This window comes from Extibacter muris (assembly GCF_004345005.1).
In the GTDB taxonomy this organism is placed as follows: domain Bacteria; phylum Bacillota; class Clostridia; order Lachnospirales; family Lachnospiraceae; genus Extibacter; species Extibacter muris.
Genome location: NZ_SMMX01000023.1, coordinates 24,585 through 43,218, shown reverse-complemented (window position 1 = coordinate 43,218; position 18,634 = coordinate 24,585). Strand labels below are relative to the sequence as shown.

The following is an 18,634-nucleotide window of genomic DNA, read 5'->3' as shown; positions in this document are numbered from 1 at the left end:
ATGCTGCAAAGAAACTGGTGCGAGTTATCTATCAGTTGGAAAAATCCGGGCAGGCATATATCACAGCTACATAAGCCTTTCTAACCCATATCTCCTTTTTTTGAGCATCTTTAAAGATGCTCTGTTTATCATGCAGTTTTCAGGGTACTGATTTATCTGAAATGCATTTCTGCAAATCTTTCAAAAAATTCAATTTAGGTCTTGACTTTTAATAGTTAGACTTTCGTATATAGTATAGCCCCAGATAACGATTCGTATAAATTATAATATTTTTTTTCATAAGATACTCTTATCATCCGGCAGCTTACATCTTCCAGCGTATCTCTGCTTTATAAAGGTCTGCCTCCGTCTCTATCCTGAGCCTGCCGCCCTGCAGTTCCGTAAAGCTCTTCGCGATGGCAAGCCCCAGGCCGGAACCTTCCGTGTTCCTGGACGCGTCTCCCCGCACGAAACGGTCGGTAATCTCTTCCGGATTGAAATCAAGCTCTGCAGCCGATATGTTTTTCATCCGGACTACCGCATCCTCTCCCTCCTGTACGAGCTCGATATACACTCTCGTATGAGGCAGGGCGTACTTGACGATATTCACTAGAAGATTCTCAAATATCCGGTAGGTCTTCTGACTGTCCAGCCTCAGAACGAGCTTCTCTTCCGGATAGCTGCAGCGGAATTCCAGGCCCGCCTCTTCACTCTTATCTTCCAGTTCGAGCTTGACCTGTTTGAACAGATTGACGATATCTACATTGACCAGATCCAGCGTCACATTCTCGCTGCTCGCCTTGCTTATCTCGAACAGGTCTTCAATGAGCACCTTCAGCCGGTTCGACTTCTGCTCCAGCACCTGGATATAGGACTTGCGCTTATCTTCGTCCTCCTCTTCCTTCAGAAGGTTCACATAGGTGATGATCGCAGTCAGCGGCGTCTTGAGATCATGTGAGACGTTCGTGATAAGCTCCGTCTTCATCTTCTGGCTTTTGACCTCCTCGTTTACAGCCATCTTAAAACCGTTCTGTATCTTCTCGATCTCTGTCCGGAACGGGCTGAACACTCCAAGGTCCCCTTCAATCTCCGTATCCAGATTCCCCTCCGCAATCTTATTCGTGGCTTCCAGAAGAAGTGCATACTTATCCTTCAGATCGTTAAAATACTTCCTGAGCACGACGAAAAGCAGGATGGAATATACGATAAGGCCGATGATTCCGAACAGCCAGAGCGAACAGAGCACGAGCAGGATGATAAAGTTGGCAACCACGATCTTGATGATGATCTTGTTGTTCCTGTCGTTGAAGTCAATCTCATCCATGGAACGGTACAGCTTGTTTATCTTCTCTTTGCACCAGCCCCATGCGCGTTCCAGCAGCCCTTTCGCCCCATGCCAGAGCTGCAGCACGAGGACTTTCTCCTTCACATACTCCCGGATGCCCATCTTTTTTATCTGCCGCAGGCAGCATGCACCCCAATAGACCGATGCGAAGAACATTGCCCAAAGCATGAAGTCCCGCATATCCGGTATACCTTTCCTCCTGCCCAGAATCGCGTCTACATTGGCCATGATCGCACAGAACGCCACGAGCGGTACTCCGACTGCCGCCTCGAGCGGCGCGTGGAATATCATCTCGTCCCCAGTATGGAAGGACGGGCGGCTTGGAAAATACACGGCAGCCAGGCACATGAGCAGGATGAGTACAGATATGCCATATACGATTGCATCAGGGGCAAAGCCGTAATAGCTGAGCGATTCTTCCAGGTAGTCGTTGACATTCTGCTTCGTCATCACATAAGTATAGGTCCTGTCTGCAGGTCTGCTCAGCTCCTCGACATTGTATTCCATCGCATAGTCGGAATACATGTTATCGCTGTCGGGGCTGCTGATGAGCCTTTTCAGTTCCGTCATCTGGCCGTCCCTGTAGTCGCCTGTTACCGTCTTTACAGTGGCTGTGCCATTCTTGTCATATGAGATTACGATTCCGATCGCGTATTTATCCAGATCCGCCTCTTTCAGTTCTTCGGAGGTGCCGGTCAGGCTCTTGCCGATTACCTTCCCGCTGCCGTCCTGGACCTGATATTCCGTATACGGATATATCTCTTTAAAATACTCCGTCAGCGACGGGTAGTCTTCATCCAGACTGCTGTCCTGGAAATTTCCCGCCTCCTCTATGTTGTAGAGGACATAGCTGCTCTTTAAGAACAGGTTCAGGAAATCCTCGGACTGGAGATATTCTTCCTTTACCCTCTCCTCCGTCTTGCGGCTTTCATCGTACGACTGGCCGTACTGGCCGATCATGATGCAGGAGGAGAGTAATATGATGATGATAATTAATGCTACGGCAAGTTTATGCCTGTTTTTCAATTTTGTATCCAACGCCCCACACCACCTTCAAATATTTTGGTTCTTTTGGATTGATCTCTATCTTCTCACGGATATTACGGATATGGACCATGATCGTATCCGTCGTTATGGCCCGTTCGTTCCATACGCGTTCATAGATCTCTTCTGCTGAGAATACTCTTCCGGGGCTTTTCATGAGCAGCAGCAGTATCTTATACTCGATTGGCGTCAGCTTTACCGGCTCCCCGTCCACCGCTGCTTCTACCGTATCTTCATTTATTTCCAGGCCCCCGATTACGTGGATGTTAGAAGAGTCCTCTTTTGCGTTCAGCTTCTCTGCAAATTTCCGGTATCTTCTGAGCTGGGAATTCACCCGCGCCAGCAGCTCCATCGGAGTAAATGGCTTTGTGACATAGTCATCCGCACCGATGTTAAGCCCCATGATCTTATCCACCTCTTCTGATTTGGCCGACAGCATGATGACGGGAAAGTCATGCTTTTCCCTCAGCCTTACTACCATGGTGATGCCGTCCATCCTGGGCATCATCACATCCACGATCGCCAGATGTATGTCCTCCCTTTCGATGACTTCCAGCCCTTCTTTGCCGTCAGCCGCCTGGTACACCTCATATCCCTGGCTTTTCAGGTATATCTCTACACCTTCCCTGATTTCCTTGTCATCTTCCACTATCAATACATGATTCATCTCCATCGTCGTCCGCTCCTCATCTCATATGTTCTTCATGGCCTCAGCCAGATTGATATTCATAAATAACACCTCCCTTTGGTCCCCGTAATATTACTTTACGACCGTATTCTAAAGGGAGGCTTTATAAAAAACGAAAGAATTTCTAAAGTTGACTGCACCGGCCGGCCTCATATACGCAGGATATCCAGCATTTCAGACATCTTTTCTACGCTTATCTGCCCCGGGGCGGATGCCTTGCCTGCTGCCGCGAATGTAACGGATGAACCGAACGCTTCTCCCGACAGCCGGCTCACCGCACCAAGTGCCGCCATGGACATCGAAATGACCGGACTGCTGTCCTCTGCTTCCGTCACGGTGAGCGTGGCGTCAAGAAGCGTCAGGACGTCCCGGCCGGACTGTGGCATGACTGCTATCTTCCATATATCTGCTCCCAATGCCTTCATATGCCGGAATCTTCTGAGCAGCTCTTCTTTCGGAGGCGTCTTATGGAAGTCATGGTTTGAAGCCACCACCTTGACGCCTGCACGATGTACGTCTCTCACAATGTCTTGTGCCAGCACTCCGGCCGTGAACACTTCCACATCGATAAGGTCCGCATATCCTGACCGCGCAGCAGCCGCGCATAACTCTGCGTACGCCTCTGCGGCTATATCGGCGGCGCCACCTTCCGCCGCCGTACGGAACGTAAAAAGAAGGGGAATCTCTCCGAGCACCTTCCTGAGTTCCCGCACCGTATCCAGCACCTTGCCGCTGTCCTGTACATCCTCGTACCAGTCGGCCCTCCACTCTGCCATATCCAGCGGAAGTCCCGCGATAGCCGACGCCTGTGCCAAGATTCCCTCCTTTTCTTTCTCCACGATCGGGACGCATATCTTCGGACGCCCTTCGCCGATTTTGATATTTCTGACGGTTACCGGTCTCATCTTGTTCTCCTTTCCCTTCTAAACGACTTCATTGATATATATATGTGACAGAGGTAAGATCTTATCAAGCTCAGCCTTCATGCGCTCCGTCATCTCTACGCCTTCTCTGCGGCACGCTTCCTCCGCCGTACACGCGCCAAAGACAATCTCGCCCAGCGTAGAGATATCAACCGTCCCTTCGCTGTTCTCTTCCTTTCCTTCCATCAGCATTACGCCGGAATACTCTGTCCCTGTGAGGACGACGCACCGGTTGTTCGCCTCGATGACCGGATCCGTGATGCGAAAGCATACCGCCGCCAGGCTCTTAAGGCTCAGGCTCATGAGCATCCGCCCTGCATCCACGATGCGTATCATGATCAACGGTCTGTCCGTGTCCTGCTCCGGAACATAAGGGCGGCAGCCGGTTATCATGCCTTCCTTCCGGTACAGCATAAGCGTTCCGCCGTCCGCTGCGTATTCTCTTTTCAGCCTCTCATAATAAGCTGCGCTTCGTAAGGCGAACACATCATAATGCTGTGCCAGATGCCTGTTCGCCGCAGCCGCAAGCTCCCCGCATTCTTCGTCCTGGAGTGCGCGGATGGTCGTATCTTTCTGCCCCTCGTCTGCCTCTGTATAGAAGCGTCTCTCCTGCTCATATACGGTGCGGAAATCATAGGGCAGATATATGGATTCCGCGGCGGGCATCAGGTACGTGAATGTCTCTCCGGACCGGTACATGTCCCGGAGGGCGCCGGTCAGCAGCTCCCTCATATGCCCCTTCTTCCGGTAGGCCGCCCTCGTGGCGACCGCTACGATATAGTGGGCCGTCTGCTCCCGGCCATTTACATACATCTTATATGGATTGAGATGGAGCATCGCCTGGATATCCCCGTCTTCTTCTATCACATATATCTCATTGTCTTTTATCTTCTCGGCATAATAGTAATCTACGAATTCCCGGCTGTCATCGGGAAACACCTCTTCATATAGCCGCCTTGTCCGTATATGCTCTTCTGCCGGCAGTTTTCTCATATTCATGCATGTCCCCTCCTTTTTCGGATGCCGGCCAGCGCCGGCACGTTATCCTGTCACAGGAACCGGTTCCGCTCATCCTGTGAGGTTCCTGTGTATGAAAATAGACTGCGCGCTGCGCAATCTATCTTCCCTGTCGTCACATTCTGTTGCGCGGGCAGCCGGAACACCCTCCGCAGCCGCTTTCTGCCGGTCCTACCGCATAACTTGCATTCGCTATCGTCTCAAGGCCTGCTATCGCCTGTGCTGATATTCCTTCCCCGTTTCCTGTAAATCCAAGACCTTCCTCTGTGGTGGCCTTTATATTCACCTGCCCTGTCTCCAGATGGAGCGCGGCAGCGACATGTTCCCGCATGTCCTCTATATGGGGAGCCATCTTCGGGCGCTGTGCGATTATCGTCGCATCGATGTTGCCGATGACGTACAGCTCCTCTTCTATGAGCTCTCCGACACGCTCCAGCAGCTTCAGGCTTGACACCCCCTCATATTCAGGAGCCGTATCGGGGAAATGCGTCCCGATATCCCCAAGAGCGGCGGCTCCAAGCAGCGCATCCATAATAGCGTGTAAGAGCACGTCCGCATCCGAGTGGCCGAGCAGCCCTTTTTCATAAGGAATCGTTACCCCGCCGATTACCAGATCTCTTCCTTCCACAAGCTTATGAACATCATAGCCCATTCCTACCCGCATATCATTACTCCTCTTCCTCTTCGCCAGCCTTTTCTATATTATTTCCACCTTCTGCAGTTTCTACCATGTTTTCTTCCTTATCCCCGGGAAGGGCATCGTCATGTCCTTCCTCCGGCAGTTCTTCCACTTCCTCTTCCTCCTTATCTGCGTCCGACTCCTGAAACCCTTCTTTCAGTAATATCCTGACACCCGTCAAGAGCCATCCAAGCCCAATCACGGCGAATGCCGCTCCTGCCACCGTATACCACACATAATTCTCCGGCATCTCTGTCAGGGCATCTTTTATGAGCCCGATTCCAAGATACGCAAGATAGCCTCCCGTAATAAGCCGGAATACGAAACGTCCTTTTGGCATATTTATCTGTAACCTCCTGTTTTTTGTACATTTATCCTCGCTTTGGCCGATTAAAAAAACTATATCATAAACTTATATTGAATGCAATAACGGCGGAAAATGCACATCGGAAAAAAATTACAAATTTCCTCAAAAAAAGTGTTGACATATTCCTGATTTCAATAGTATAATAGCAAAGCGGGTTGCGGGAAGACAACCTATAAGATGGGATCATAGCTCAGCTGGGAGAGCATCTGCCTTACAAGCAGAGGGTCATAGGTTCGAGCCCTATTGGTCCCATTTGCAAGAAAAGATTTGTCTTTTCCTGTAACAATTACACATATGGCGGGATAGCTCAGTTGGCTAGAGCATACGGTTCATACCCGTAGTGTCGCTGGTTCAAATCCAGTTCCCGCTACTTGAAAATCCATCGGTCACGATGGATTTTTTTGATGGGCTGGGATGGGGTCAGGCCCCTATGGAATCTGAAACTTACACATGTATAAGTTTTATTCCATAGGGGCCTGACCCCATGCTTCCTCTACACGATGCCCTGTGCGGTCATCGCCTCTACTACTTTTTCAAATCCTGCTATGTTGGCACCAACGACATAATTGCCTTCGGCTTCGTAGCGTTTTGCCGCATCCGCCATGTTGTGGCAGATATTTATCATGATGCCCTGGAGCTTGGAATCTACTTCGTCGAATGACCAGCTCAGCCGTTCGCTGTTCTGTGACATCTCAAGAGCAGATGTGGCAACTCCACCTGCATTGGCTGCCTTGCCCGGGGCAAAGAGCACGCCATGGCTCTGCAGGTATTCCGTCGCCTCGAGCGTGGTAGGCATGTTGGCTCCTTCAGCCACCGCGATACAGCCATTTTCAACCAGCAGCTTCGCGTCATCGATCAGAAGTTCGTTCTGCGTCGCGCATGGCAGCGCGATATCTGCTTTTACGGACCATACGCCGCGCCCTTCATGATATTCGGAGTTCGGACGGTAGTTCTTATATTCTGTCAGCCTTGCACGGTTTATTTCTTTGATTTCCTTGAGCGCGGATACATCGATTCCGTCCGGGTCATATACCCATCCGTTGGAGTCGCTCACCGTCACGACTTTCGCTCCCAGCTGCTGCGCCTTCTGCGTCGCGTAGATCGCAACATTTCCGGAACCGGATACCGCCACCGTCTTGCCAGCGATGTCATGGCCGTTAATCTTCAGCATCTCCTTCGTAAGGTAGAGCAGGCCGTAGCCTGTCGCTTCCGTTCTTGCGAGGGAGCCGCCGTAGCTCAGGCCCTTGCCGGTAAGTACCCCTTCGTATACGCCGCGGATCCTTTTATACTGTCCGAACATATAACCAATCTCTCTTGCCCCGGTTCCTATGTCTCCGGCCGGTACATCCGTGTCCGCACCGATGTATTTGCACAGCTCTGTCATGAAGCTCTGGCAGAATGCCATGACTTCCCTGTCTGATTTTCCTTTAGGGTCGAAGTCAGATCCTCCTTTTCCGCCGCCGATCGGCAGGCCGGTCAGAGAGTTTTTGAAGATCTGCTCAAACCCTAGGAACTTGATAATCCCAAGATTGACAGACGGATGAAGGCGAAGGCCTCCTTTGTAAGGGCCGATTGCACTGTTGAACTGTACACGGTATCCTGTATTCACCTGTACCTGGCCTTTGTCATCTACCCACGGCACACGGAACTTGAACTGCCGCTCCGGCTCCACAAGCCTCTCTAACAGCGCGTCTTTTCTGTACTTTTCCTCATTTGCTTCCACCACTACTCTGAGAGATTCCAGCACTTCCTTCACAGCCTGGTGGAACTCCGGTTCCGCCGGGTTCTTGGCAACTACTTTTTCCAGCACTTCATCAACATAAGACATACTAAACTCCTCCTTGGTTTTTATATTAATCAGGCGGGCAGATCGTGTATCGGACTATCCCTCTGACGTCTCTGTCCATTTACCATCTTAAAGTATTCCTATGGAAATGACAAGAATTTTTTTCAGGTTTTTTCACTTTTTTGCAACTTTTCCATTTGGTTCTTGCAAATCTCCGCTTTTTTATGCAATTTTTATGAGTTTTTGTTAACAATTTGCATTTTACCACTTTTGCATTTTCATATTGTACTTATTTTTCTCCCTGTCCCCCGGGAGCCGTATGCTACATTCCAGTGGACCGTGCACTATAGCTATCGCCTGAAGTCTGAAGGGACCCACTTGTTTTGCCCTATCGGAACGCAGCCCGGCACCTTTACCTCAAAGTTATTGTATAAGCTCCCGAGGATTTCCGCAAATCCGGCAGGGGTAAGCCGTAAGAAGTCAGGAGCCGAAGGAGAAACCGCCTTACACTGGTCACAGTAATTCTTCACCACCGCCAGGAGCTGCCTGTGAATCTTCGGACCCGTGCCTAAGAAGGAATCGCCCTTTACCGCCCGCGTGTCCAGCCAGTCGCTGGAGACCCACATCATGTCAAAATGTCCGAGGGGAAACTCAACATAATGCTTCGTACCGTTTAAGAAAGGCTGCCTGCATACGGGATGACCTCCAACAAATAAGAGAAAAAAAGTATTGCCAATATTACCGAAGGTATTCCAGTCCCTGTCCGTCGTATGTCCGGAAGATTTTTTCATGCTCCCGGCCTCCGCCACTCCCAGAGAAAGCGCAGACCGGATAGAGGTAAAGGTCGGCTCTTCAACGGTTGTGTAATGTCGCACGGTAAAGGCCCCGATGTCCAGAGCCGGAGGAATCTCTGTATTCTGCCGGAATGGGCTGAAGGTAAATATACGTCTCAGCAGTTGGTTCTCAGCCGTTATATCCTCGATGCTTTTTTCCAGAGTTCTTATTTGCAGGCGGGCTCTATTCTTTGCATTCCCCAATTCAACGAGCCGAAAATCCCCAATCGGAGGCGGAGGTGGTGCAGCGGGGGAAGAAGCCGGAGAGGTGGATGAAGATTCCTTTGACGGTGCTTTTTCCGCAGTATGCTTATGATACGCCTCCTCTGCTTGTTCATAAGCAGTCTGTGCCCTGGCCAGATCGCTTTGCATCCGTTCAGCTGTCCGCCCGTAATACAGGAATAGATTGTTATGTATTATCTCCTGCAGGTCTATGGAGAATTCGGAAAGAGCCATTAATCGGTCTATGCTTTTCAAGCTGAAGCGCTCAGAATAATGTTCCAATATAGTGCGGACAATGTCCGTGCGCCCTGGCAGCCGTTCCTTCTCGTATAAGGGCGCGATGATGCTTTCCAGCTCCGTATCATTATAAACAGGAGTCAGATGCAGCACGTCCGCAATCTGCCTCAGCTCGGTGTATTCTTTGTTCGGTGTGTTTATACATGCCTCTATAATGCTTAAGTATAATGCTCTGTTTCCCGGAGGATACGTATAGTCTTCTTCCAGCTTTGCTAATATGTCCTCACTGCTTAATTGCGTCAGTCCGCCTGCCAGCTTCGCCTGAATTACAGGAGAATGGCTCGGAAACGCTTTCACTTTTGAACGCGGCCTTTTCTTTTCTTCATAGGTATACATCCTGGAATCACCTGCCCTTATCTTAATGAACGTCTCCGCCCGTTTGCACCATTATAGCAGGCCGCGGCCCGTTTATCCGTGTATTTTCATACTTTGCGCCTATCCTTCATATTTCAGAACAAAGAGTCCGCAAGCGGACTCTTTGCCCCGAGCGCATCCGACCTTTGGGGGGATTTCTTCCGCGGAAGCGAGTGCGCATCCCCCGGAGGGTTTTTGTATCATAGGGAACGAAGTATCCTATGGTACAAAAAACTGCCCGGCACAACGCCGGGCAGCAGCTTGCTATTCTTGTTTGATACGTTTCCTGTCTTGCAGTCAGCTTATCACTGTTATTTGAAATATTCCACGCCGGATTCAAAGATCTTCAGATCCTGCTCTCCGTAGATATTCACCGCCACAGAGCGGCCCCTCCTCTCGGAGTGGGCCATCTTGCCGAGCACCCGTCCGTCAGGGCTTGTGATACCTTCGATGGCATAGTAGGAGCCGTTCACGTTCCACTCCTCGTCCATGCCTATATTGCCGTCCGGGTCACAATACCGGGTTGCCACCTGTCCGTTTGCAAACAGGCGGGCAATCGTCTCATCATCCGCCACGAAGCGGCCCTCGCCGTGGGACGCCGGATTCGTGTATACTCCTCCAAGGGTGGCTTTGGCAAGCCATGGCGACTTATCTGTCACGACCTTCGTGTAGACCATCTTGGATATGTGGCGTCCGATCGTATTGTACGTGAGCGTCGGGGAATCTGCGTTCTGTCCGACGATATCTCCTTCCGGCACGAGGCCGAGCTTGATAAGCGTCTGGAATCCGTTGCACACGCCGAGCACGAGGCCGTCCCGTTCATTCAAAAGCTTCCGCACCGCCTCCTTCATCTTCTCGTTCTGGAATGCAGTGGCGAAGAACTTGGCGGAACCGTCCGGTTCGTCTCCCGCGCTGAATCCGCCCGGGAACATGATGATCTGGGACTGTCCGATGGCCTTCTCGAACACGCTCACGGAATCGGTGATGTCCGCGGCGTCCATATTGCGGAATACCTTCGTGATGACTTTGGCTCCCGCGCGCTCGAACGCCTTCGCGCTGTCGTACTCGCAGTTCGTTCCCGGGAATACCGGGATAAATACCGTAGGCTGCGCAATCTTGTGCGTGCACACATGGACGCCGGTGGCATGGAAGCACCCGTCTTCCCCGAGCCGGCCGGCCTCCGTCTCTTTGCCGGCCACGAAGAACGCTGTCGGGCCTCCTTCTGCCTCAGATCTGGTCGGGAACACCTTCTCCAGCGGCTCTGTCCAGGCGGCTTCTGCCTCGCACAGGCCGATGCTCATATCTCTGTAGGAAAGCGTGGCATCGTCCGTCACCTCACCGATGACGGTATAGGTGATGCCAAGCTCCCCGACCTTATCCGCCGGAACTTCTGCGACGATATCTCCAAACGCAGGGGCGAACAGGTCTCTTGCATCTACGTTGTGCTCTATCTTCACACCCATTCCATTGCCGAATGCCATCTTGCTCACCGCGGCTGCGATGCCGTGACGGTCAAGCGCATAGGCGGATACGACCCTGCCGCTGCGGATGTCGTCTGTAAACTTGCCGTACTGCTCCATCACCTGGCTGTAGACCGGCACGTCATACGCATCCGTCTCTATGCGGAGCCATACGAGCTTATTGCCCGCCTTCTTAAGCTCCGGCGTGATGATGTCCTTCTCTGTGGCGATGTCGACCGCAAAGGACACGAGGGTCGGCGGCACGTCGATGTCCTCAAAGGTGCCGGACATGCTGTCCTTGCCCCCGATAGACGGAAGGCCGAATCCAAGCTGTGCGTTGTACGCGCCGAGAAGGGCCGCAAACGGCTGGCTCCATCTTTCCGGGTCTTCTGTCATACGACGGAAATACTCCTGGAACGTGAAGCGGATCTTACTGTAGTCCCCGCCTGCCGCCACGATCTTGGCGACAGATTCCGTCACCGCATAGATGGCTCCATGGTACGGGCTCCATGTGGACAGATACGGGTCGAACCCATAGCTCATCATCGTCACCGTATCGCAGTCACCCGTAAGCACCGGAAGCCTTGCAGCCATCGCCTGCGTCTCCGTCATCTGGTACTTGCCGCCGTGAGGCATGAATACGGAGGCTGCGCCGATGGAGCCGTCGAACATCTCCACAAGCCCTTTCTGGGAGCAGACGTTCAGGTCTTTCAACGTATCGATCCATTTTGTCCTCACATCCGCCACTTCCTCGCGGCTGAGAATCGTATCTGCACGGTTCGGGATATCGACCCTCACCGACGTCTCCTGATGGGCGCCGTTCGTGTCAAGGAACGCACGGGACAGGTTGACGATCTCCCTGCCTCTCCAGGAGAGCACAAGCCTCGGCTCTTCGGTCACGACCGCCACCTTCGTGGCCTCCAGGTTCTCTTCTTTGGCATATGCCAGGAAGGCATCCACATCCTTCGGGTCCACGACGACCGCCATACGCTCCTGTGATTCCGATATGGCGATCTCCGTGCCGTCCAGGCCGGCATATTTCTTCGGCACCTTGTCAAGGTCTACCCGCAGGCCGTCCGCAAGCTCTCCGATTGCGACAGACACGCCGCCTGCGCCGAAGTCGTTGCACTTCTTGATGAGCCTGCTCACCTCTTCCCTGCGGAACAGGCGCTGGATCTTCCGTTCCGTCGGCGGGTTCCCTTTCTGTACTTCCGCGCCGCATGTCTCTATCGACTCTTCCGTGTGCACTTTGGACGAACCGGTGGCGCCGCCGCAGCCGTCCCGGCCCGTGCGGCCTCCAAGCAGGACGATGATGTCGCCGGGGTCGGATGTCTCACGGATGACCGCGCGCCTCGGCGCAGCGCCGAGCACCGCCCCGATCTCCATACGCTTCGCCACGTAATTCGGATGGTATATCTCCTTGACCGCTCCCGTGGCAAGCCCGATCTGGTTGCCGTAAGAGCTGTAGCCGTGGGCCGCCTCCCGCACGAGCTTCTTCTGCGGCAGCTTCCCTTTCATCGTATCTTTCACGGACACGGTCGGGTCTGCCGCCCCTGTCACGCGCATCGCCTGATATACATAAGTACGGCCGGACAATGGATCCCGGATTGCACCGCCAAGACAGGTAGCCGCGCCGCCGAAAGGCTCTATCTCGGTCGGATGGTTATGCGTCTCATTCTTGAAGTTGACGAGCCACTCTTCTTCCGCCCCGTCTACCGTCACCGGTACGACGATGCTGCATGCGTTGATCTCGTCCGACTCTTCCTGGTCTTCAAGCTTCCCTTCCTTCTTCAGCTTCCTCATGGCCATGAGCGCCAGGTCCATCAGGCAGACGAACTTGTCTTCCCGGCCTTTGAATATCTCGCTGTGGTCCGCGATGTACTGCCTGTACGTCTCCTCGATCGGCTCCCTGTAATCGCCGTCTTTGAACGTCACGTCCTTAAGTTCGGTGGAAAAGGTCGTGTGGCGGCAGTGGTCGGACCAGTACGTGTCAAGCACGCGGATCTCCGTCATGGACGGATCCCTGCTCTCTTCTGCCTTAAAGTAATTCTGGATATGCAGGAAGTCTTTAAACGTCATGGCAAGGCCGAGGGAGCCGTACAGCTCCTCAAGCTTCCCCTCGTCCATCTCTTTGAACCCGTCAAATACGATGACATCGTCCGGCTCTTCAAATTCCGTCACGAGCGTCTGCGGCTTGTCCATCCCCGTCTCTCTCGAATCGACCGGATTGATGCAGTGCGCCTTGACCGCCTCGAACTCTTCCTCCGTAATCGTTCCCTCTATGACATAGGTCGTGGCCGTACGGATGACCGGCTGCTCGTCCGCCTTGATAAATTGTACGCATTGTACGGCCGAGTCTGCTCGCTGGTCGAACTGGCCGGGCAGGAACTCGACGGAAAAGATCCTGCTGCCTTCCTTCACCGGGAACTCTTCTCTGTACAGCATATCTACCGGCGGTTCAGAGAAGATTCCGTTTAGCGCCTTCTCAAATATATCTTCCGATATGTTCTCTACGTCATAGCGGATCAGCACGCGCACGTCCTCTATGCCGCCGATGCCGAGATAGCTCTTCACCTCATGCTTCAGGTCCTTGGCCTGTACGGCAAAGCCCGGCTTCTTCTCTACATATACTCGTTTTACACTGCTCATTGATCTTCCTCCGTTCATGAATTGTATGGTTATCTTGCTCCATCATAACATACTTGATATTATTAGTGAAATTAATATAACTTAACACATTTATAAGCATCACTTATCATCCTTGTCCTTCTTCGCATCCCTCTTGGCCGTGACGGTCCGCCAGACTCTTAAGACGATCCAGACGGCAGCGAGGCTTCCGATAAACACCGCCCCGATCCGCATCGTCATGTCATAGAAGAATCCTTCCGGCAGCATCCGTATCATATAATCCGTGGCCGGGTCGAAGAGCCATAGGTCATTTGTAAAGAATATCTCATGGAATATGGTGAAGTATTTCGTAAAGTCGGACGCGAACAGAAGTCCGAGCAGGACGACGATTACGAGGAACAGCCCCACCCCCGCCGAATAAGCCTTCGGAATGAGCCTTTTCAGATCTGCCTTCCTGAACGCAAGCAGCGCTGTCAGAAGCAGGAATATGACGAGACAGGCTGTCCGCACGTCAAGCCCTCCAAGAAAGAGGTTCTTCACGTCCGCCATATGCGCCCGGTCCTGCTCATTGAAAAAGTCCTGGTTCTTGCCGTCCACATCCGTGATGACGGACAGCTCCTCCTCTTCCCCGATCAGATAAGCCATCATGTGCTCCGTCACATCCATGACTTCCGGCATCTCCATGCCCAGGTCTTCTGTCACGTTATATTTGGCATACTCCTTCTCATAGAACTTATACTCCGGGTCCCCGTATGCCGCAAGCTGGAAGCTCGTGATCAGGATGGCCGTGATAAGGAACAGCATTGCCGCTACCGCTATAATAGTATGTGATTTCTTCATGTCGTATCTCCTCCGTCTCCATCTTACCATACTGCATATTGTAATTCACCCTTTTTTGACTTATAATAAAGGACAGATTTATAAGGAGGACTTATATATGGATATCAATTATGAACTGTACAAAGTGTTCTATCATGTGGCAGTGAGCTTAAGCTTCTCCGAGGCTTCCAAACAGCTCTACATCTCCCAGTCCGCGGTGAGCCAGTCCATTAAGGCTCTGGAGAAGAAGCTGGATGAGACGTTGTTCATAAGGAGCACAAAAAAAGTCCGGCTCACGCCGGAGGGGGAGATACTGCTGCGCCACATCGAACCTGCCATCAACCTGATCAGGCGGGGAGAGACGCAGATCATGGACGCCGCCTCCCACGGCGGCCAGATCCGCATCGGCGCCAGCGACACGATATGCCGCTACTTTCTCGTCCCCTATCTCGAACAGTTCCACAAGTCCTTCCCGGGCGCGCATATCAAAGTGACGAATGCCACTTCCATCCGCTGTGCGGAGCTTTTAGAGAGCGGCCAGGTAGATCTGATCGTCGTCAACTACCCGAACTCTTATCTCGGCAACGTGGCCTCGGTGAAGACAATCAAGACCTTCCGGGACGTCTTCATAGCGAATGAAGCCTTTTCTTCCCTGAAGGGCCGGGTCCTGTCCTTCCGGGAGCTGCTCGAATATCCGATCCTCATGCTCGATAAGAAGAGCACGACGAGCGAATTCCTCCACGCCCTGTTCCAGCAGCACCAGCTCGACCTCGTCCCGGAGATCGAGCTGAGCAGCAACGACCTGCTCATCGACCTGGCAAGCATCGGCCTTGGAATCGCCTTCATCCCGGACTACTGCATCCCGCACAAGTCCACAGGCCTGTTCACCGTAGAGACGAAAGAAAAGCTGCCGCAGCGGGAGCTTGCCGTGGCATACAACGAGCATATGCCGGTGTCAAAAGCCGTGGGAGAATTCCTGCACTGCCTGACCGGAACGGACGGCGCACGCAAGTGAGGCTGCATCATCCTTCCGGTTCCCAGAACCGGTGCATCTGCTCCTTTACATTCCTCAGGCTGCAGTACCACACCGTCTTCCACTCCCGGGGAAATATCTCCCGGTACCTTACGTCGCCAAACCGTTCGTCCAGCAGGAGGATGACGCCCCGGTCCTCATCCGTCCTTATGACGCGTCCCGCCGACTGCAGCACCTTGTTCATACCCGGGTACAGGTAGGCGTAATCAAAGCCCCGGTATCCTTTCCCGTCAAAATACGTCTTCAGAAGCTCCCGCTCACGGCACACCTGAGGAAGCCCGGTTCCGATGATGGCCGCGCCGATCAGCTTGTCCTCTACCAGGTCGATGCCCTCGGAGAAGATGCCGCCCATGACGCAGAAGCCCATGAGGCTCTTCTCCCGCTCCTCCTCAAAATTCTCGAGAAATATCTCCCTTGCCTCCTCTGACATATACTGCGACTGCATGACATATTCGATATCTCCACAGTCTTCCGTCAAAGAGAGGAACTGTACATATACCTGCTCCATAAACTGATAGGACGGAAAGAAGGCAATGTAGTTCCCCTTCTTCGTCTCCGCCACCTGCTTCAGATACTCTGCATAACGACGGTACATGTCCTCGCTCCGCCTCGTATACTTGGTGCTCACGTCCGTCCCGAGCAGAAGCAGCCGGTGCTCTTCCTCGAAAGGTGATAATGCATAGATGGCGTAGTCGTCCTTCTCGGTGCTTAAAAGCTCCTTATAATAGTGCATCGGCAGAAGCGTGGCAGAGAAGAATATGGCACTGTTCCCTTTCTCAAGGAACTCTTTTAGGTTCGCCGCCGGGTTCACGCAGAAAAGGCGGACTTTGAACCTGCCGGAATCCTCAAGCTCCGAGTAGATGAGATAATTCTCATCCAGCCTGTCATAGATGCCGAGGAACATGCGCACGTCGAAGTATAGGTCGAGCACTTTCTTGCGCTTCTCTTCCTCCGTGCATTCCTCCAGATACCGCTCCAGCTCCGCCATGAGATTCATCAGCTTCAGGTAGATGTGGGATACGCTGTCCAGCACCTGATACGTCTCACATTCCCGCTTCAGGGCGAGCATCTGCTTGTTGCACTCGTCCAGCCGTCCGGCGAGCTTCGGATCCTCCTGCTTCACGAGCCTTCTTATCTCCAGGAAATCCTCTTTGTACAGGGCGGCGCTGTACATCTCCCTTCCCCGCTCCACAAGGTTGTGGGCCTCGTCGATAAGGAAGAGGTACTCGCCGCTCATGCCGTCGCCGAAGAAGCGCTTCAGATGTGCATTCGGGTCAAATACATAGTTGTAGTCGCAGATGACGCCGTCCACCCAGAGCGACACGTCAAGCCCCATCTCGAACGGACAGACGTTCCATCTGCGCGCCTGCTCCTCTATCACTTCCCTGCTCATGTCATCGGAGGTGGTGATAAGCTCATACACCGCATCGTTCACCCTGTCATAGTGCCCTTTTGCATACGGGCAGTAATCCGGGTTGCAGTTGGCCTCCTCGCAGAAGCAGATCTTCTCCTTTGCGGTGAGCGTAATCACCTTGAACCGGAGCGCCTGCTCCTTCAGCGTCTCAAATGCCTGCTGCGCCACGGTCCTCGTAATCGTCTTGGCCGTGAGGTAGAAGATCTTCTCCCCAAGCCCCTCCCCTACTGCCTTCACAGCGGGAAACACGGATGCCATCGTCTTGCCGACACCGGTGGGCGCCTGTATGAACAGCTTCTTCTTCCTCAGAATCGTCCGGTAGACGGAGGAGACGAGATCCTTCTGTCCGTCCCTGTATGCAAAGGGAAATTCCACGCCTTTGATCGAAGCGTTGCGCTTTTCCTTCCATGTAATCTCATATCTGGCCCATTTCTCATACTTGCCTGCCACTTCAAAAAACCAGTCCTTAAGCTCTTTTGCCCCATAGACGGACTGGAACCGCTTGAGCTCTTCTGTCTCCATGTTGCAGTAGGTCATCTGTACGCCGATCCTGTCCAGTCCGTTCTGCTCTGCGTACATAAACGCATAACACTTTGCCTGGGCAAGATGCACTTCCACCGGCTCGGCCAGAAGGTGCAGCTCCTTGAACACCCCCTTGATCTCATCTACGACAGTCCCCTCCGGCGTATCGATGATGCCGTCCGCCCTGCCTTCTATCTGCAGGTCGAACCCCCGGCAGCCGATGACATGCTTAAGTGCCACTTCCGCATGGTAATCCGCTCCCATCTGGCGCTGTATCTTCCGGTGTATCTTCCCGCCGAGCAGCATGGCGTCTTTGTCCGCGCCTGCCATCCGGTTGTCTATATCGCCGCTTTGCAGGATGAACTCCACAAGCCTGCGTACGGATATTCGAATCAATGGCTGTTCCATACAATCTCTTCTTTCCTGAACATAGTCAATGATTAAATTCTACCATATTTTTCTGAAACCGCAATGGCAAATGCTGTAACTGCCTGCTGCGGCTCTCTCTTGACTCTATGGAAATCGTATGGAAGAAGCCTTTCCAGAGGCGGGCATACTCCCGTTCCCTGTCCGATATGTTACGGACCGCGTCTATGTCAAGCTGCTCGTTCAGCCCGAGCACCCATTTCTTGCCCGCCTCATGGACGACGAAGGTCTTGTGCGCATTGTCGTATATCATCCAGTTCTCCTGCGGCAGCCGGTCCGCAAAATGAGGCGCAAGGCAGGTGAGCACCTGGTTCTTCGGCGTAATCTCTGCAAAGAGCACCCCGTTCACCAGTTCCCGGAAACGCAGGAACCCCTTGAACGCATGCGCCTCGCCGCCCACCGTCCGGCTCAGCTCGAACACCTTCTCCACTGCCGGGTGGCTCAGATGCTCCATAATCCTCCTGCTGTCCCTGAGCCTTCTGGCCGCCAGCATCGTGCCGAGTATGGCGTCCCCCTTGCCCCCGTCCGCCGCAAGCGCGGCATGGTAGATATCCCAGTAGGCAGGACGCCCCAGGTTCTTCTTGATCATCGCCTCCACGACCACCGCCTTATGCTCCGTCTCCACCGTCTCCACATAGTCGCAGAAGAGCTGCTGCTCCAGCGCCCCCCGCAGCGCTATCCCGCACGTGTCCTCTTCCCCTTCCGCCTTCCACGCGTCGTATATGCCGGAAAATATGCCGGTAACCGTATCGGTGCAGATATAGATCGTCTTCATGTCCTCTCTCCCCGTATCTTCAT

At 53.0% G+C, this 18,634-nt stretch carries 13 protein-coding genes and 2 tRNA genes; 3 read left to right on the top strand and 12 right to left on the bottom strand.

Features of this window, described 5'->3' with window-relative positions; translation table 11 throughout:
* Positions 1-304 precede the first annotated feature (304 nt).
* The 6 genes from E1963_RS17545 to E1963_RS17520 form a co-directional block, all read right to left on the bottom strand.
* Positions 305-2,362 (bottom strand): sensor histidine kinase, encoded by a 2,058-nt coding sequence (locus tag E1963_RS17545; protein ID WP_132280851.1) that lies wholly within the window; start codon positions 2,360-2,362, stop codon positions 305-307.
* A complete protein-coding gene (locus E1963_RS17540) occupies positions 2,334-3,041 on the bottom strand; it encodes a response regulator transcription factor (protein WP_132280848.1) in 708 nt (235 codons plus the stop codon). The genes E1963_RS17545 and E1963_RS17540 overlap by 29 nt, the downstream gene beginning before the upstream one ends.
* Positions 3,042-3,205: 164 nt before the next feature.
* Positions 3,206-3,961, bottom strand: coding sequence for a type I 3-dehydroquinate dehydratase (gene aroD, locus E1963_RS17535; RefSeq protein WP_132280845.1), 756 nt, complete (start codon positions 3,959-3,961; stop codon positions 3,206-3,208).
* Between the two features lie 18 nt (positions 3,962-3,979).
* Positions 3,980-4,978, bottom strand: coding sequence for a GNAT family N-acetyltransferase (locus E1963_RS17530; RefSeq protein WP_132280842.1), 999 nt, complete (start codon positions 4,976-4,978; stop codon positions 3,980-3,982).
* A 133-nt stretch (positions 4,979-5,111) separates the two neighbouring features.
* A complete protein-coding gene (ispF, locus tag E1963_RS17525) occupies positions 5,112-5,660 on the bottom strand; it encodes a 2-C-methyl-D-erythritol 2,4-cyclodiphosphate synthase (RefSeq protein ID WP_132280839.1) in 549 nt (182 codons plus the stop codon).
* 4 nt (positions 5,661-5,664) lie between these two features.
* On the bottom strand, positions 5,665-6,015 hold the full coding sequence (locus E1963_RS17520) for a hypothetical protein (RefSeq protein ID WP_132280837.1): 351 nt from the start codon (positions 6,013-6,015) through the stop codon (positions 5,665-5,667).
* Between the two features lie 206 nt (positions 6,016-6,221).
* On the opposite strand from E1963_RS17520, the gene E1963_RS17515 reads away from it, so the two are divergent.
* Positions 6,222-6,294 (top strand) — tRNA-Val (locus tag E1963_RS17515).
* Between the two features lie 44 nt (positions 6,295-6,338).
* A tRNA-Met gene (locus E1963_RS17510) sits at positions 6,339-6,412 on the top strand.
* A 123-nt stretch (positions 6,413-6,535) separates the two neighbouring features.
* Here E1963_RS17510 and gdhA read toward each other — a convergent pair.
* From gdhA to E1963_RS17490, 4 genes are all read right to left on the bottom strand, one after another.
* Complete coding sequence (gene gdhA / locus E1963_RS17505) at positions 6,536-7,870, bottom strand: NADP-specific glutamate dehydrogenase (RefSeq protein WP_132280834.1); 1,335 nt, start codon at positions 7,868-7,870, stop codon at positions 6,536-6,538.
* 308 nt (positions 7,871-8,178) lie between these two features.
* Entirely contained in the window at positions 8,179-9,516 is a 1,338-nt protein-coding gene (locus E1963_RS17500; protein WP_132280831.1) for a hypothetical protein, read from the bottom strand.
* Between the two features lie 329 nt (positions 9,517-9,845).
* Positions 9,846-13,643, bottom strand: coding sequence for a phosphoribosylformylglycinamidine synthase (locus E1963_RS17495; protein WP_132280828.1), 3,798 nt, complete (start codon positions 13,641-13,643; stop codon positions 9,846-9,848).
* A gap of 99 nt (positions 13,644-13,742) precedes the next feature.
* Positions 13,743-14,462: a TIGR01906 family membrane protein gene (locus E1963_RS17490; RefSeq protein ID WP_132280825.1), complete on the bottom strand. Its 720-nt coding sequence runs from the start codon at positions 14,460-14,462 to the stop codon at positions 13,743-13,745.
* Positions 14,463-14,559: 97 nt separating this feature from the next.
* On the opposite strand from E1963_RS17490, the gene E1963_RS17485 reads away from it, so the two are divergent.
* Positions 14,560-15,456, top strand: coding sequence for a LysR family transcriptional regulator (locus tag E1963_RS17485; protein WP_132280822.1), 897 nt, complete (start codon positions 14,560-14,562; stop codon positions 15,454-15,456).
* A gap of 7 nt (positions 15,457-15,463) precedes the next feature.
* On the opposite strand, the gene E1963_RS17480 is transcribed toward E1963_RS17485, so the two are convergent.
* Positions 15,464-17,818, bottom strand: a complete 2,355-nt coding sequence (locus tag E1963_RS17480; RefSeq protein ID WP_132280818.1) for an ATP-dependent DNA helicase — start codon at positions 17,816-17,818, stop codon at positions 15,464-15,466.
* A gap of 25 nt (positions 17,819-17,843) precedes the next feature.
* A complete protein-coding gene (locus E1963_RS17475; protein WP_132280815.1) occupies positions 17,844-18,611 on the bottom strand; it encodes a TIGR03915 family putative DNA repair protein in 768 nt (255 codons plus the stop codon).
* Between the last annotated feature and the right edge of the window lie 23 nt (positions 18,612-18,634).